The sequence below is a fragment of the Serratia sp. BNK-33-b genome, from assembly GCF_048684565.1.
GTDB lineage: Bacteria > Pseudomonadota > Gammaproteobacteria > Enterobacterales > Enterobacteriaceae > Serratia > Serratia marcescens.
This window is the reverse complement of the sequence record NZ_JBLQTZ010000001.1, coordinates 2232059-2246178: the sequence shown is the minus strand read 5'-3', so window position 1 is coordinate 2246178 and position 14120 is coordinate 2232059. Positions and strand designations below refer to the sequence as shown.

At 61.4% G+C, this 14120-nt stretch carries 14 protein-coding genes; 8 read left to right on the top strand and 6 right to left on the bottom strand.

Annotation, left to right across the window (positions count from 1 at the left end; genetic code table 11):
• The first annotated feature begins 71 nt into the window (after window positions 1-71).
• The 5 genes from ACMGGK_RS10730 to ACMGGK_RS10710 all read left to right on the top strand — a co-directional run bounded on the left by ACMGGK_RS10730 (window position 72) and on the right by ACMGGK_RS10710 (window position 5224).
• Entirely contained in the window at window positions 72-1682 is a 1611-nt protein-coding gene (locus ACMGGK_RS10730; protein ID WP_049299349.1) for an inorganic phosphate transporter, read from the top strand.
• A 26-nt stretch (window positions 1683-1708) separates the two neighbouring features.
• Window positions 1709-2623, top strand: coding sequence for a polyphosphate kinase 2 (ppk2, locus tag ACMGGK_RS10725; RefSeq protein WP_016927613.1), 915 nt, complete (start codon window positions 1709-1711; stop codon window positions 2621-2623).
• A 120-nt stretch (window positions 2624-2743) separates the two neighbouring features.
• Window positions 2744-3169, top strand: a complete 426-nt coding sequence (gene nudI, locus ACMGGK_RS10720; protein WP_004938207.1) for a nucleoside triphosphatase NudI — start codon at window positions 2744-2746, stop codon at window positions 3167-3169.
• Between the two features lie 93 nt (window positions 3170-3262).
• Complete coding sequence (gene pbpG, locus ACMGGK_RS10715; RefSeq protein WP_004938210.1) at window positions 3263-4099, top strand: D-alanyl-D-alanine endopeptidase; 837 nt, start codon at window positions 3263-3265, stop codon at window positions 4097-4099.
• A 138-nt stretch (window positions 4100-4237) separates the two neighbouring features.
• Window positions 4238-5224, top strand: a complete 987-nt coding sequence (locus tag ACMGGK_RS10710; RefSeq protein WP_143779029.1) for an MsnO8 family LLM class oxidoreductase — start codon at window positions 4238-4240, stop codon at window positions 5222-5224.
• Here the strand turns inward: ACMGGK_RS10710 and ACMGGK_RS10705 are convergent.
• Window positions 5221-6525: an aminotransferase class I/II-fold pyridoxal phosphate-dependent enzyme gene (locus ACMGGK_RS10705; RefSeq protein WP_420276874.1), complete on the bottom strand. Its 1305-nt coding sequence runs from the start codon at window positions 6523-6525 to the stop codon at window positions 5221-5223. The genes ACMGGK_RS10710 and ACMGGK_RS10705 overlap by 4 nt on opposite strands.
• A gap of 66 nt (window positions 6526-6591) precedes the next feature.
• Here ACMGGK_RS10705 and ACMGGK_RS10700 point away from each other — a divergent pair, with 66 nt between their 5' ends.
• Genes ACMGGK_RS10700 through ACMGGK_RS10690 form a run of 3 tightly spaced genes read left to right on the top strand, consistent with a single transcriptional unit; the run spans window position 6592 to window position 8405 of the window.
• A complete protein-coding gene (locus tag ACMGGK_RS10700) occupies window positions 6592-6846 on the top strand; it encodes a hypothetical protein (RefSeq protein WP_016927608.1) in 255 nt (84 codons plus the stop codon).
• Window positions 6843-7559, top strand: coding sequence for a glutamine amidotransferase (locus ACMGGK_RS10695; protein ID WP_016927607.1), 717 nt, complete (start codon window positions 6843-6845; stop codon window positions 7557-7559). The genes ACMGGK_RS10700 and ACMGGK_RS10695 overlap by 4 nt, the downstream gene beginning before the upstream one ends.
• 3 nt (window positions 7560-7562) lie before the next feature.
• Window positions 7563-8405 (top strand): PfkB family carbohydrate kinase, encoded by an 843-nt coding sequence (locus tag ACMGGK_RS10690; protein WP_164052358.1) that lies wholly within the window; start codon window positions 7563-7565, stop codon window positions 8403-8405.
• Between the two features lie 43 nt (window positions 8406-8448).
• On the opposite strand, the gene ACMGGK_RS10685 is transcribed toward ACMGGK_RS10690, so the two are convergent.
• The 5 genes from ACMGGK_RS10685 to ACMGGK_RS10665 all read right to left on the bottom strand — a co-directional run bounded on the left by ACMGGK_RS10685 (window position 8449) and on the right by ACMGGK_RS10665 (window position 14101).
• Window positions 8449-9162: a flagellar brake protein gene (locus ACMGGK_RS10685; protein ID WP_097101956.1), complete on the bottom strand. Its 714-nt coding sequence runs from the start codon at window positions 9160-9162 to the stop codon at window positions 8449-8451.
• A 76-nt stretch (window positions 9163-9238) separates the two neighbouring features.
• Complete coding sequence (locus tag ACMGGK_RS10680) at window positions 9239-10021, bottom strand: N-formylglutamate amidohydrolase (RefSeq protein ID WP_143779031.1); 783 nt, start codon at window positions 10019-10021, stop codon at window positions 9239-9241.
• Between the two features lie 101 nt (window positions 10022-10122).
• Window positions 10123-11844 carry an ornithine lipid synthase OlsF gene (gene olsF, locus ACMGGK_RS10675; RefSeq protein ID WP_016927604.1) on the bottom strand — a complete coding sequence of 574 codons (1722 nt, stop codon included), beginning with the start codon at window positions 11842-11844 and terminating at the stop codon, window positions 10123-10125.
• Between the two features lie 155 nt (window positions 11845-11999).
• Window positions 12000-13670, bottom strand: a complete 1671-nt coding sequence (locus tag ACMGGK_RS10670; protein WP_049277961.1) for a DUF4091 domain-containing protein — start codon at window positions 13668-13670, stop codon at window positions 12000-12002.
• A 59-nt stretch (window positions 13671-13729) separates the two neighbouring features.
• A complete protein-coding gene (locus tag ACMGGK_RS10665; RefSeq protein WP_420276873.1) occupies window positions 13730-14101 on the bottom strand; it encodes a hypothetical protein in 372 nt (123 codons plus the stop codon).
• Window positions 14102-14120: the final 19 nt, after the last annotated feature.

Here is a 14120-nt window from a genome sequence, read left to right as displayed (position 1 = left end):
AAAAGGCCACATTCATTCAGAATACTTTTCAGGCGACAGCTACCGCATTCAATCCTCTCAGGAAGGTCATTATGAGCGATAACAGCGCCGTTCAAACGGGTGTGCCGGCCGCATCCAGCCTGCCCAAGCTGCATCAAAAGAACAGTCGACTCACTGTTCTTTTTTTTGTGTTCTTATTAATTCTGGGGATCGCGTTCGCCGGAGTGAACTTATTTAACGACGTCAGCGACGCCGGCGCCGTCTATACCAGTTACATTCCGTTTTTATTATTGGGGCTGGCGCTGCTGATCGCGCTGGGCTTTGAATTCGTCAACGGCTTCCACGACACCGCCAATGCGGTCGCGACGGTGATTTACACCCACTCGCTGTCGCCGATGGTCGCCGTGGTGTGGTCCGGTTTCTTCAACTTTCTCGGCGTATTGCTCTCCAGCGGCGTGGTGGCCTTCGGCATCATTTCGCTGCTGCCGGTTGAGCTGATCCTGCAGGCCGGCACCGGCAACGGTTTCGCCATGGTGTACGCCCTGCTGTTCTCCGCCATCATCTGGAACCTCGGCACCTGGTGGCTCGGGCTGCCCGCCTCGTCGTCGCATACGCTGATCGGCTCGATTATCGGCGTCGGCGTGGCCAACGCTCTGATCCACGGCCGCACCGGCACCAGCGGCGTGGACTGGGGCCAGGCGATCAAGGTGGGCTACGCGCTGCTGCTGTCGCCGGTGATCGGCTTCGTGTTCGCCGGCCTGCTGCTGCTGGCGCTGAAGCTGTTCGTCAAGAACCGCCAGCTGTACAGCGCGCCTAAGGACAATAGCCCGCCGCCGCTGTGGATCCGCGGATTGCTGATCCTCACCTGCACCGGCGTTTCCTTTGCCCACGGCTCCAACGACGGGCAGAAAGGCATGGGCCTTATCATGCTGATCCTGGTGGGCACCATGCCGATCGCCTACGCCCTGAACCGTTCGATGCCGCCGGAGCAGATCCCCCGGGTGGCGGCGCTGGCGGAAGTGACCAAAAACGAGCTGCTGCGCCAGTTCCCGGCCGGCGGCCAAACGCCGCCGCGCGAGGTGCTGACCGGCTATGTGCGCACCAGCGAACTGACGCCGGAGGTGGTGCCGGCGCTGGCGCAGCTGGCCGGCGCGATCGGCGATCAAATCCGTCAGTACGGCTCGGTCGACAAGATCCCGGCGCAAGCGGTGTCGAACACCCGCAATGACATGTACCTGGCGTCCGAGACCATCAAGCACCTGAAGGCAGAGCGTCAGTTGCAGATCAATTCCGATGCGCAGCGCAACCTCGACGCGTTGAAAGGCGAACTCGACAACGCCACCCGCTTCATTCCCTTTTGGGTGAAAGTGGTGGTGGCGATTGCGCTGGGGCTCGGCACCATGGTTGGCTGGCGCCGCATCGTGGTGACGGTGGGCGAAAAGATCGGTAAATCGCACCTGACCTACGCCCAGGGCGCCAGCGCCGAACTGGTGGCGATGACCACCATCGGCGCGGCCGACGCCTTCGGTTTGCCGGTTTCGACCACGCACGTACTTTCGTCCGGCATCGCCGGCACCATGGCCGCCAACCGCTCCGGCCTGCAGATGGCCACCCTGCGCAATCTGCTGATGGCCTGGGTGCTGACGCTGCCGGCCTCGGTACTGCTGTCGGCGGTGCTGTACTGGATCTTCAACCATTTCTAACACCGGGCTGACACGGAGAAAATCTGATGACCATGCATGAATTCAACCGCGATGACGGTTTCAACCAGCGCCTGCTGCAAGAATTTTACGACAGCTACGATGAAGAGCTGGAAATGGAGCTGGACGACCTGCGCTTCGACGCGGCAGAAGTCGACAGCGACGCGAAGAAAGCCTGGCGCAAACAATACTTCCGCGAACTGCTGCGCCTGCAGGGCGAACTGGTGAAGCTGCAGGATTGGGTGATGCGCACCGGCCACCGGCTGGTGATCCTCTTCGAAGGCCGCGACGCCGCCGGCAAGGGCGGCGTGATCAAACGCATCACCCAGCGTCTCAACCCGCGCACCTGTCGCGTGGCGGCGCTGCCGGCGCCGAACGACCGCGAACGCACCCAGTGGTATTTTCAGCGCTATATCGCGCATCTGCCCGCCGCCGGCGAAATGGTGCTGTTCGACCGCAGCTGGTATAACCGCGCCGGCGTGGAACGCGTGATGGGCTTTTGCAACGACGAAGAGTACGAGGAGTTTTTCCGCAGCGTGCCGGAATTCGAAAAAATGCTGACGCGCAGCGGCATCCAAATCGTCAAATACTGGTTTTCGATCACCGATGAGGAGCAGGAGCTGCGTTTCCTCAGCCGCATTCACGATCCGCTCAAGCAGTGGAAGCTCAGCCCGATGGATCTGGAAAGCCGCCGCCGCTGGGAAGACTACACCGAGGCCAAAGAAATCATGTTAGCGCGCACTAACATTGCCGAGGCGCCCTGGTGGGTGGTTCAGGGCGTCGACAAGAAAAAGGCCCGCTTGAACTGCATCACCCACCTGCTGCAACAGGTACCTTATGAGGAAGCCGAAGGCAACGTCATCACGCTGCCGCAGCGCAAACGCAGCCCGGAGTACCACCGTAACCCGGTGCCGGACAACATGGTGGTGCCGGAAATCTACTGACCGTAGCGCAGAGAGGCGGTTGCCGCAGCTCTGCGCAAATACAACGCTTTGATTTCTCTCACGCTAAGGGGCCAGACCCCATGTTAAAGTGGTTGCTTTCCATTTTGACAGGAGTCCTCCATGCGCCAACGCATCATTGTCTGCCCGCTGATTGAAAACGATAACGCCTTCCTGCTGTGCAAAATGGCGGCGCACAAGGGCGTATTTCCCGGCCAGTGGGCGCTGTCCGGCGGCGGCGTCGAGCCGGGTGAACAAATAGAACAGGCGCTGCGACGCGAAGTGCGCGAAGAGTTGGGCGCCGCGCTGATCCTCGACAACATCACGCCCTGGACTTTCCGCGATGACGTGCGCATCAAAACTTACGCCGACGGCAGCCGGGAGCAAATCTACATGATTTACCTGATTTTCGACTGCCATGCCGCCAACCGCGACGTGACGATCAACGACGAGTTCGACGACTACGCCTGGGTGCCGCGCGAGCGTCTCGCGGACTACGATTTGAACGAGGCCACCCGCTTCACTCTGCGGCAAAAGGGATTGTTGTAACAGTTTGAGCGATTATCGCCCTATTTCCTTCACATTTGCCCGGCAGACTCTTTTGATATTTTTTAATCACTTAGGGTCACTATTGCCGCCGTTATGCTTTTATCTCACGCTTTTCTCCGTCTGCCTGTCCGGCGCTTCGGCGCCGCCCTGCTGTTCAGCCTGCTGTTCGTTTTGGCGCCCGTGCATGCCGCTGCACCGCCGCTGGTGCTGAATGCCAAATCGGTGCTGGTCGTCAATCAACGCACCGGAAAGACCCTCTATCAGAAGCAGCCGAACCGCGTGCTGCCGATCGCCTCGCTCACTAAACTGATGACCGCCATGGTCGCCCTGGACAGCAAACGCCCGATGGGCAGCAAGCTCAAAGTCACCGCCGCCGATCGCGATCTGCTGAAGAAAACCCATTCGCGCCTGACCATCGGCTCGGTGCTCAGCCGCCGCGACATGCTGCACATCGCCCTGATGTCTTCGGAGAACCGAGCCGCCGCCGCGCTGAGCCGCAGTTATCCCGGCGGGCGCAAGGCCTTCGTGGCGAAAATGAATCAGAAAGCGCGCGCCATCGGCATGAAACGCGCCCGCTTCTACGATCCGACCGGGCTGACGCCGCGCAATGTGGCGACCGCCAACGATCTGCTGAAGATGGTCAATCACGCCTATCGCTATCAGTCGATTCGCCGCTTCAGCACCGACAAGCAGCAGATCGTGCGCCCCGGCCGCGGCCAGTTGGTTTACCGCAGCTCCAACGGCCTGATCAACAACCCCGCCTGGAAGATCCAGCTGCAGAAAACCGGCTTTACCGACGAGGCCGGTCACTGCCTGGTGATGCGCACCACCATCAAAGGGCAGCCGGTGGTGATGATCCTGCTCGGCGCACAGCCGCGTTACGGCCACTACCGTGACGCCATTCGTCTGAAGGCCTGGCTCGAGGGGTAACACCGCGGCGCTTTACCGTTCTGCGCATATCCAAATCCGTTTTGGATCAATGGAATATCCTATCGCCAATCAGTATTAAGGCGCACGCCGCCCACATGGTATTTGTCTGGCATATCTGATGAGGAAAGGAGCGGGAAAATGGCTTATGCCTTGAGCATATTGGAAAAGAGTCCGATCGCCGAAGGGGAAAGCGCCGCGCAGGCGCTGGCGCGCACGCTGCATCTGGCGCAACAGGCGGAACGCTGGGGATATCGGCGTTTCTGGTTAGCGGAGCACCACAATACGCCGCAGCTCGCCTGCCCGTCGCCGGAGGTGCTGATCGGTTATCTGCTCGGCCAAACGTCGCGCATTCGCATCGGCTCCGGCGGCGTGATGCTGCAGCACTACAGCGCCTACAAGGTAGCCGAAAACTTCAACCTGCTGGCGGCGCTGGCGCCAGGGCGCGTCGATCTCGGGGTGGGCAAAGCGCCCGGCGGGCTGCCGCTCGCCACCCAGGCGCTGCAGGCCGCCCATGACCGGCAAAACAAACCGGCCTTCCCGCAGCAGCTGTCGCAGTTGACCGCGTACCTGAACGACGATGCCGAACCGGGCCTGAGCGCCACGCCGTTGCCGCCTCACGCCGCCCAGCGCTTTTTGCTCGGCGCCAGTAAAGAGAGCGCGACGCTGGCGGCTGAATCCGGCTGGGCCTTCGTGTTCGCCGCGCATCTGAACGGCAATCCGCAAGACATTAGAGAAGCGCTGGAGCACTACACCGCACACAGCGGCGGCCGCAAGGGGCTGCTGGCGGTGGCGGCGATCGTGGCGCAGAGCCCGGAGCAGGCCGCGACGCTGGCGGCGGATATTCAGCAATACCGCGTGCACGTCGCCGGTGAGCAGAGCGTGACCGTCGGCAGCCTGGCCCAGGCCGAGAGTTTCGTGCAACAGGCCGGCGCCACCGACTACCGCATCGAGCCGCGAGAAAGCCATGTTCTGCTCGGCACCGCGCCGCAGGTGCATCAGCAACTGGCGCAGCTGCAACAGCAGTACGGCGTGGACGAGTTCATCATCGACACGCCGATCGCCGAACCGGTCGCCCGGTTAGCTTCGCTGCAGTTACTGGCGGAGGAGAGTTTGACGCCGGCCTAGTTGATCGCCGCCCCGGCCCGCATGGCGTCGGTCAGATCCTGCGCCAGTGGCGCCAACTGCGCCGGCGTGACGTTAGCCAGGCTGACGCGGAGCGCCGGGCCGCCCTTCAGGCGGAAAGGTTCACCGCCCTGCACCAACCACCCCCGCTGCGCCATCAGCTGCGCGGCGGCGGTTTCCGACCGCACCGGCAACCACAGATGCAGCCCTTCACCCACCGCCAGCGCCGTGTGATTCAAGGCATTGAGCCGCTGCACCAGTTCATCCCTTCTGGCCTGATATGCCTGTTGCGCCCGCTGCAGTTGCCCTTCCTGCAAGGCCTGTCTCCACAGCCTGGCGGCGATCTGCTGCAAGATATGGCTGACCCAGCGTTCGCTGATGTACTGATCGGCGCGCATCGCCTGCAGCAACGTCGGGTCACCGCAGGCCAGCGCGATGCGCAGATCCGGGCTGAGAAACTTGCTCAGCGACAGCACATACAGGCCGCGATCGCCGTCGAACGGCAGATGCAGCGGTTGCTGCGACAACGGCCCCCAGAAATCGTCGACGATCGCCAGACACTGCGGATTGTCGCGCAGAAAACGCCGCCACTGCTGCGCGCGTTGCGCAGAGAGCGAGACGCCGGTCGGATTGTGGGCGCGCGGCGTCAGGATCACCGCGCCGGCCGCCCCGCTTTCCGGCAACCGACAACCCTGTTCATCTACCGCCAGCGGCAGCGGCCGCAGACGCAGGTGGCGCAACAGCGTCAATAGCGGCGGCCAGCAGGGATCTTCCACCCACACCGCCGCGCCCGGCTGCACATGGCAGCGCAGCGCCTTTTCCATCGCATCCAGCGCGCCGGAGAACACCGCCGGCTCCCCCAGCGCGACGTCCTGGCGGCCGAGCCACTCGCGCCCCAGATCGGTCAATGCCGGCAGATCGCCGCTGATGTCATAACCATTTTGCTGCGGGAACGCCTCCGCCGCGCCAAGCGCCAACGCCGGCAACAATGCGGCATCCAGATTGCCGCTGGCCAGATCGCACATCCCCGCCGGCACCTGACGCGGCGTATAGGCCGCACTCACCGCCGCCAGCGGCGGCTCCAGCACCACCGTTCCCGCCCGCCCGCGCGTCGCCACCAGACCGGCATCGCGCAATCGGGCGTAAGCGCTGGCGACGGTATTCGGATTGACCTCCAGCTCCGCCGCCAGTTGGCGTACCGGCGGCAACAGCTCGCCCGGCCGCAGCGCGCCGTCTTTGATGCGTGCGGCGATCTGCTCGGCAATCTGGACAGCGCCGCCGCCTTTTGCATACAATGAAGTCATACATAAATCCCTTTGTACTAGTTCAAATAAGATTACCCGTTTCCGCGGCCAAAAGTAAGGGGTTCCATGGATAAACATTACGTGCTCGACATTCAGTATGCAGGAAAAGCCTTTGCCCGCCTGCAGATGTTCACCCCCTGGGCAGCCGATCAGCTGGAACAGGCGTGCGCGCTGTTCCCGGCCGCGCAGGGTTATCAGGTGCAGCTCAGCCAGGTCAGCGAACGCCGCATCGTCTACCAGAGCGGCGCGCAAGGCATCACGGTGCTGGGCGAGTCGCTGGCGCTGACGCCGTTCACCCACGCTAGCGAGGTTAAACAATGAAAAAAGCCGTCGCCATTCGACACGTCAATTTTGAAAACCTGGGTATCCTCGGTTCCCTGCTCTCGCTGCGTGGCTATCAGATCGATTATTACGATGCCGGCCGCGATGATATTCGTGCTATCAATAATGAAGAGACCGATCTGTTGGTGGTGCTCGGCGGGCCGATCAGCGCCGCCCAGCACTTTTCCGGTGAGCAGCGCTACGATTTTCTCGACCATGAATTGGCGTTGGTCAAACAGCGCCTGGCGCAGCGGCGACCGACCCTCGGGGTGTGTCTCGGCGCGCAGGTGATCGCCCAGGCGCTGGGCGCCGACGTGATCTCGCTCGGCGTCAAAGAGATCGGCTTCGCCCCGCTGACCACGCTCGCGGCACAAGACGACTCGGTGCTGGCGCCGCTGGCCGATACGCCGGTGCTGCATTGGCACGGCGATATGTTCATGATCCCGGACGGCGCCCGCTGCCTGGCCGGCACGGCGATTTGCCCGCATCAGGCTTTCGACTATCAGGGGTTCGCGCTCGGCCTGCAGTTCCATCTGGAGGCGGATCACCGCGATATCGAACGCTGGCTGATTGGCCATGCCTGCGAGCTGGAACTGGCCGACATCGCGCCCCAGAGCCTGCGCGAACAGGCGGCGCGCCACGGCGCGCAGCTGGAACAGCGCGCGCGGCAGGTGTTCGCCCGCTGGCTGGATAATAACGAACCAAGGATGTAACTCATGCAACAGGCTTCACCCTTGCGGTCACCGTCCATCGACGTGATCAGCATTCAATCTCAGGTGGTCTACGGCAGCGTCGGCAACGGCATCGCCTACCGCGCTCTGCTGAAAAAGGGGCTAGAAGCGCTGCAGGTGCCCAGCGTGCTGTTCGGCTGCCCGCCCTATTACGGCAAGCCGCACGGCGGCGTCATCTCCGGCGAGTGGTTCGGCGGTTTTCTCGACGATCTGATCGCCCGCGGCGTGATGAAACGCACCCAGGCGGTGATCGTCGGTTACCTGGGCGACGTGATGCAGTGCCATATTCTGGCCAACTGGCTGCAGCGGGTGCGCGCCCTCAATCCGCAGATAAGGATCTATATCGATCCGGTGATGGGCGATTACGGCGAAGGGATCTACGTGGATGAGCGCATCGTCAACTGCTATCGCTCGCCGTTCCTGCGGCTGGCCAACGGCCTGACGCCGAACGGTTTCGAACTGGAGCAGCTGTGCGGCCGCTCTCTGAGCAGTCGGGAGCAGACGCAACGCGCCGCGCAGGCGCTGTTGAACGACACCACCGAATGGGTGCTGGTCACCAGCGCGCCGGGCGTGGCACAGCGCGAAGACGAGGTGGGATTGATGCTGGTCACCCGGCAGGAAACGCAGTGCTTTACCCATCCGAAGGTTAAATCGGCGGTCAAAGGCACCGGCGATCTGTTCACCGCACTGCTGGTGAGCCATCTGCTGCGCGGCGCCGCGCTCGACGCGGCCGTGGTCGCCGCCGGGGGCGAAGTGTGCGACGTGCTGGCCGAAGCGGCGCATTTCGGTTGGGAAGAGATCGGCAGCCTGCGGGCGTTAAAGCCGTAAGGCCGGTGGAGAGTCAGGGGCAGCGTGCCGCCCCTGATACCTATCAGCGTTTTTTCTTTTTGTTGAAATCCAGCTCGAAGGCGAACACCGCGCTCTGAATTTTGCGTTCCATCGCCAGCCCCAGCTTGAGGAAACGGCACGACAGGCGCGAGAAGTGCACCACCCGATCGTTATCGTCGGTTTCCTGATCGTCGTTGACCACCACCAGCTCCATGTTGACCTTGAAGCTGCCGTAGCTGCCCAGATCCAACTCCGCTTTCTTGAACTGCAGGCCTGGCTGGAAGAAATCCGGCAGCGGGCCGTCGAAGCGCAAACCGACGCCGCCGGCGGACAGATCGTGGATCCGCAGCTCGTACGGCGTGCCGTCCGGGTATTCGCCGGTACAGAAGAATTGGCGCCAGTGCGGCGTGGTGATGCGGAACTGACGGCGGCGCTGGATGTAAACCAACTCCTGCGGCAGCCGGGTCGAGCAGGCCTGGACGCCCTGATGTTCGGTCAATTCCGCCTGGCCGACGGAAAACTCGATTTTGGCGTCGTGGCTTTCAATCACGATGGTGCAGGCGCCGTCGATGGCGTTTTCCGCTTCCTCACCGCTAAACACGATATTGTCCGGCCCGACGCTCAATAACAGACTTTGAAACCGGTGCTGCTGATTTTCTACGCGCAGCGGCGTGCGTTGTTTGCAAATTTCACGCAGAATCGCCAGAACTTCAAAACGCTCCCGTTTGATAAACAGTCCGTTATCGCTGTGCTCCACACGTCTCTCCTGACTTTTTTTCTAATGACGTATTACGTATTCCTTACGGTTATCATCTCTGGGAATATTCCTAAAGTCAAATTTGCCAGCGCTGCCAGGCCTGCGGCAGCAGGCGTGCGAAACGTTTCGCCCACGCCTGCTGCCCGCGTTCATCGGCGATCAGATCCTGGCGGATTTCGATGCCGACATAAGGCAAACCGCGCCGTTCCGCATGCACCGGCAACGTGTAGTCGGTGGCGTCAGTCATTGCATAGGGCTCGTTGATCCCCACCTGCAAATCCCCCTCTTCGCGCAGCAGTTCGGCCAGCAGCAGCGCAAATTCCGGGTAGCGATTAAACAGCAGCCCCACCTGCCAGGGGCGCGATTCCCCTTTGAACACCGGCGTGAAGCTGTGCATGGCGATCACCGCCGTCGGCAGTTCGCGCAGCTGACGTTGCCCCAAATGATCGTCGATGGCGTGGTGATACGGCAAAAACACCTCACGCTCGCGCGCCAGCGCGTGCGCGGCGTCGATACCGATATTGCCGGGTATCGGCGTCAGTTCGGACAAATGCGGGATCGAGCTGGCGATGCCGGGCGCCCGGTTGCAGTCGATCACCAGCCGTGAGTAACGCTGGTGGATCAGGGTGGCGTCCAGTTGGCGGCTCAGATGGCGCGACACGCTCAGCGCGCCGATATCCCAGCCGATGTGGCGCTCAATCTCCCCCGGCGGCAAACCGAGATCGCCAAGAGATTGCGGTATCGCCTTGCCGGCGTGATCGCACAGCAGCAAAAAGGGCGCTTTGCCGCGCGGGATTTCAACGGCAGCGGCGGGCGGTTCATCGGCGGACAATAGCGGCGGGATAAACGAATGGGGCATGACAGGCTCCGGCGGTGAAAAGCAAAACGTTTATCGTAGCGCTATCCCGTCGCCGGCCCCAAGGTCGTGCTTAGATCAAAAAGGCATGAGTCAGACTATAGTCATGCCGTCTCGGCCGGCTGCGGCTGGTGCACCGCGATATAACGCTGATACCGCGACGGCTTGAGCCGCGTGGTATCCACCAGCACCAGTCCGTCGATACAGTTGTTGAACGCCGGATCGGTGCCGAAATCGATAAACTGTACCCCGCCCGGCTCGCACAGCTCGGTGTACTGCTTGTACAGCGTTGGGATCGAGCAGCCGATATTGCTGAGCAGGCTCTTCAGCCGCACCAGATCTTCCTGATAGTTGTCCCCGGCGAACTGCGCCAGCACCTGCGGCAGCGACGCCGGATAAGGCCGCCGCGACTGCCCGAACGCGTGATCCGGCGAGAAATAGAGCCGATAGAAGGCGATCAGCAAGTCACGTGCTGCCAGCGGCATGCCGCCGGAGATCGACACCGGGCCGAACAGATAGCGGTACTGCGGGTATTTCGACAGATAGGCGCCGATGCCCAGCCACAAATAGTCCAGCCCGCGCTTGCCCCAATAGGCCGGCTGAATAAAGCTGCGCCCCAGCTCAATGCCCTGCGCCAGGATCGGTTCCATATCGCGGTCATAATGGAACAGGCTGTTGCTGTAGATGCTTTCCAGCCCTTTGCGCGCGATTTGTTCGGCGGTAGGGATAAAGCGATAGGCGCCGACGATCTCCAACTCTTCCTCATCCCACAGCACCAGGTGGTAGTAATCGTCGTCGTAGCTGTCCAGATCGCGGCGGCGGCCGGATCCTTCCCCCACCGCGCGGAAGGCGATCTCGCGCAGGCGCCCCAGCTCGCGCAGGATTGGCGTACGCGCTTCGTCATGGCGACGGTAGAGATAGATGGTTTTACCGTCCGGCGTTACCCCCAACCGTTCGCAGTTCGCCAGCGCCTTTTTCAGCTCAAGACGATCTTCCGGCAGCGCGATCGGCGACTCGCTGGCGAACAGCCCCGGCTTGCCCTGGCCCAGGCGATAGACGTGGCGGCGAAAACGCTCCGCCAGATCCTTGGCGCTGGTGTGGCCGTCGTGCCAGTTGGCGAACGGCACGCGGCCGCCCACGCGGATCTTGATGCGCCCGCCCCGCTGCTGGAACATTTCGCGCACCAGCAGCAACGTCGACAGCGGCCGGTAGACCAGTGAGGTAAAGTAGAACAGGTTGCTGTTGCGTGCGCTGATGTGGATTGGCACGATCGGCGCGCGCGCTTTGGCGGCCAGGCGCAGAAAACCGGTATGCCAGTGGCCGTCGCGGATGCCTTTCGGGCTCATGCGCGACACTTCGCCGGCCGGGAACAGGATTAGCGCGCCCTGATTGTCCAGTTGTTGCTGCATGCCTTCAATCTGTTTGCGGCTGGTTTTATAAGCGACGTTATCCACCGGCACGAACAGGCTGCGCAGCGGTTCAATGTAGGTCAGCAGTTGGCTGGCCACCACTTTCACGTCCGGGCGCACCGCCGCAACGGCGCGCAGCAGCACCAGGCCGTCGAGCGAACCGATCGGGTGATTGGCCACGAGCACCACCGGCCCCTGGCTCGGGATGTTTTCCAGATCGCCGTCCACCAGTTCGCAGCTGAGGTTAAAGTAGTCCACCACCTGCTCGATCAGATCGAGCCCTTTCAGGTGGGGATAATCGGCGGCGAACTGCTTGAATTCTTTTTCGAAGAGAAGGGTTCTTAGCAGGCTGCGCTGCCAGGCAGGGGTATTGCGGTGTGGAAATGCATCTTGCAACAGAGAATCCAGGCTGAACATCGCGTTATCTCCTGACGTAGTCGCTGCAAACTTAAGCCAGAGCCATGACTCTGACGTGTCAGTTACATGACAATAAAGTGAATCCATCGACTATCAGGTATAGCAAAGTAATGGCGAATTGGGAGCGAAAGACGCATTTTCGCCCCCACTTGCCTTCACATCGGCGCCAGCAACGCTTCGATGCGGCGGTTTACCGCGTCGCGCAGGCGCAGCAGCGGCCCGGCCTGGTGCGGATAACGCTTGAAGGTGATGCGCATGCCCAGCTCGCGTTCGATCAGCGCCTCAACCGTCGGCCGGTCGGTCAGACTCTCCAGCAGTTGCAGCGCGCGCATGTCCTGCAGCCCCTGATGCAGCACCCGCAGGCGCAGCGACTCCACCGGCTGCAGATCATCGCCCGGATAGACCACGAACGGATCGCCGGAGGGAAACGCATGGCCGCTGTCGGTCACGGCATAAGGATTGATACGTTCGAGCGAATGGGCGCTGTTATAGAAGTTGAATCCCCAATGCAGGAAGCCGGCGATGCGGTACAGATAGAGCTGCACGCCCAATATGCGGTTGCGCGCCGAAGGCTGGGCGAAGAACCGGTTGGCGACCTCGGTCTTCTGCACGCAGCAGTAATAGGCCCACAGGCCAGGCACCCGGTGTTCGATAAAGGGCTCAATATGATCGGTGGCGGCGACCGGGATTTCCACCAGGCCTCGCTGATAGAAAGCGAAATCCGACAGCGCATCGAAAGTGCGAAAGCCATCCAGTAGCGGCAGCAGCGCGGCGCTGGCGCGCCGGTAGGCCGCCAGGTTGTCCAGCGTCGGCTCATCGGAAACATGGAACCACACCTGTCGTTCCAACCCCCGCTCGCGGAACCAGGCGGTCAATTCGGGCAGCAGCGCCTGCAGGAAACGCTGATACGGTTCGCCCTGCGCATCGGTGTGCCAGCCGAACAGCGGTCGCGCCTCGCCCTGCTCCTCCACCACGATCTTCGGCGCATGCGCCGCGCCCCATTGGGTAAACAACGGCGCGATTTCGAAGTGCTCGATGCCCTCTTCCTGCGCCAACGCCACCCACTGCGCCAAGCGGCTGAAATCGAAGCGATACCCCTGCGCGGAACGCGACACCCTCACCAACTGCACTGTGGTGCGTTCACCGCCGACGGCGGTATCCAGCGGCGGCGTAAACAGCGGCGTCAGCAGCATATTGACCCCGCTATGCACCGCGCAGCGCACAAAGTTGCGCACCGCGCGCCAGTAATCCGGGCTGAACACCGCCAGACGGTAGTAATCCGCCAGGCAGTCGGTGTGCAGCCACTCGGTGTGCAACAGCGTTTGCGGCGGCAACGCCGCCGGCACCAGATGCAGCGTCAGCGTGGCCTCGGCCAGCGCCTCGCCGCTCTGGGCATCCCGCAGCCGCAGGGTCAACGGAAAGTCGCCGGCCAGTTGCGCGTCGGCCGGCGGCGTCAGGGTCAACCACAGGCTGCCATAATAGCGGCAGGCGGCAAAAAAACGCCGTTGCGGCAGCGGTATCAGCGGATCGGGAAATAAGCCCGGCTCAGTCGTCAGGTAATTCTCATCGGTCTCGCGATAACAGGGAAAACCGCTCGGCACCGATTGCACCTGGCGCACGCTGATATACTCCGCCAGCGGCCCGTCGAGTTGATAACACAGCTCATGGCGAGTCTCGTTGCCCGGGGTTTGCAAACAGTACACCGCCTGCCAGGACAGCACCTCGTTATTTAACCCGCTCAACCGATTTTCCACGGCAATGGGCGGCATATTTTGGCGATGAAATACTTTCTCCAGGCAATGCGTAAATACCAGAGACAGGCGCATGATATTCCGCCCTCTTTATTATGGATGAATAAGTGTTGTGAGATTCAGGCTAGCGTCTTTTATCGACACAAACAATAGCCGGCAATAAAAAACGTTTGCGCGCCCTCCCTGGACAGCCTCAGCAAGATTTTTTTGTTTATTTGCATCACAAAAATGAAAGAAGCTGAAGCTTGCACAATAAAAATATTTTTAATCCCCATTATGGTGCAAGGGTTATCAGTTATTCCTATGCCTGCGAAGGCCGCTAAATGCCGCGCCACCGGGGAAAAACCCCGCATAAAGGTTAATGAAATGTGAACAAGAACACCTTTCACTTGACCGTGAAAGCCTTTCGATTTTAACAACAACGAAACATTGACGCCCCATTTTTGGGCGTTTGGGGGTGTATTGACACATTGAAAGTTAAGGGATAGAAAGAATTTACGTTGCAAAAAACGCTATTCGTCGCTC

Excerpts from the sequence above, each read along its gene's own strand:
- ACMGGK_RS10730 (WP_049299349.1), top strand. The coding sequence starts at position 72 with ATGAGCGATAACAGCGCCGTTCAAACGGGTGTGCCGGCCGCATCCAGC.
- ppk2 (WP_016927613.1), top strand. The coding sequence starts at position 1,709 with ATGACCATGCATGAATTCAACCGCGATGACGGTTTCAACCAGCGCCTG.
- nudI (WP_004938207.1), top strand. The coding sequence starts at position 2,744 with ATGCGCCAACGCATCATTGTCTGCCCGCTGATTGAAAACGATAACGCC.
- pbpG (WP_004938210.1), top strand. The coding sequence starts at position 3,263 with ATGCTTTTATCTCACGCTTTTCTCCGTCTGCCTGTCCGGCGCTTCGGC.
- ACMGGK_RS10710 (WP_143779029.1), top strand. The coding sequence starts at position 4,238 with ATGGCTTATGCCTTGAGCATATTGGAAAAGAGTCCGATCGCCGAAGGG.
- ACMGGK_RS10705 (WP_420276874.1), bottom strand. The coding sequence starts at position 6,525 with ATGACTTCATTGTATGCAAAAGGCGGCGGCGCTGTCCAGATTGCCGAG.
- ACMGGK_RS10700 (WP_016927608.1), top strand. The coding sequence starts at position 6,592 with ATGGATAAACATTACGTGCTCGACATTCAGTATGCAGGAAAAGCCTTT.
- ACMGGK_RS10695 (WP_016927607.1), top strand. The coding sequence starts at position 6,843 with ATGAAAAAAGCCGTCGCCATTCGACACGTCAATTTTGAAAACCTGGGT.
- ACMGGK_RS10690 (WP_164052358.1), top strand. The coding sequence starts at position 7,563 with ATGCAACAGGCTTCACCCTTGCGGTCACCGTCCATCGACGTGATCAGC.
- ACMGGK_RS10680 (WP_143779031.1), bottom strand. The coding sequence starts at position 10,021 with ATGCCCCATTCGTTTATCCCGCCGCTATTGTCCGCCGATGAACCGCCC.
- olsF (WP_016927604.1), bottom strand. The coding sequence starts at position 11,844 with ATGTTCAGCCTGGATTCTCTGTTGCAAGATGCATTTCCACACCGCAAT.
- ACMGGK_RS10670 (WP_049277961.1), bottom strand. The coding sequence starts at position 13,670 with ATGCGCCTGTCTCTGGTATTTACGCATTGCCTGGAGAAAGTATTTCAT.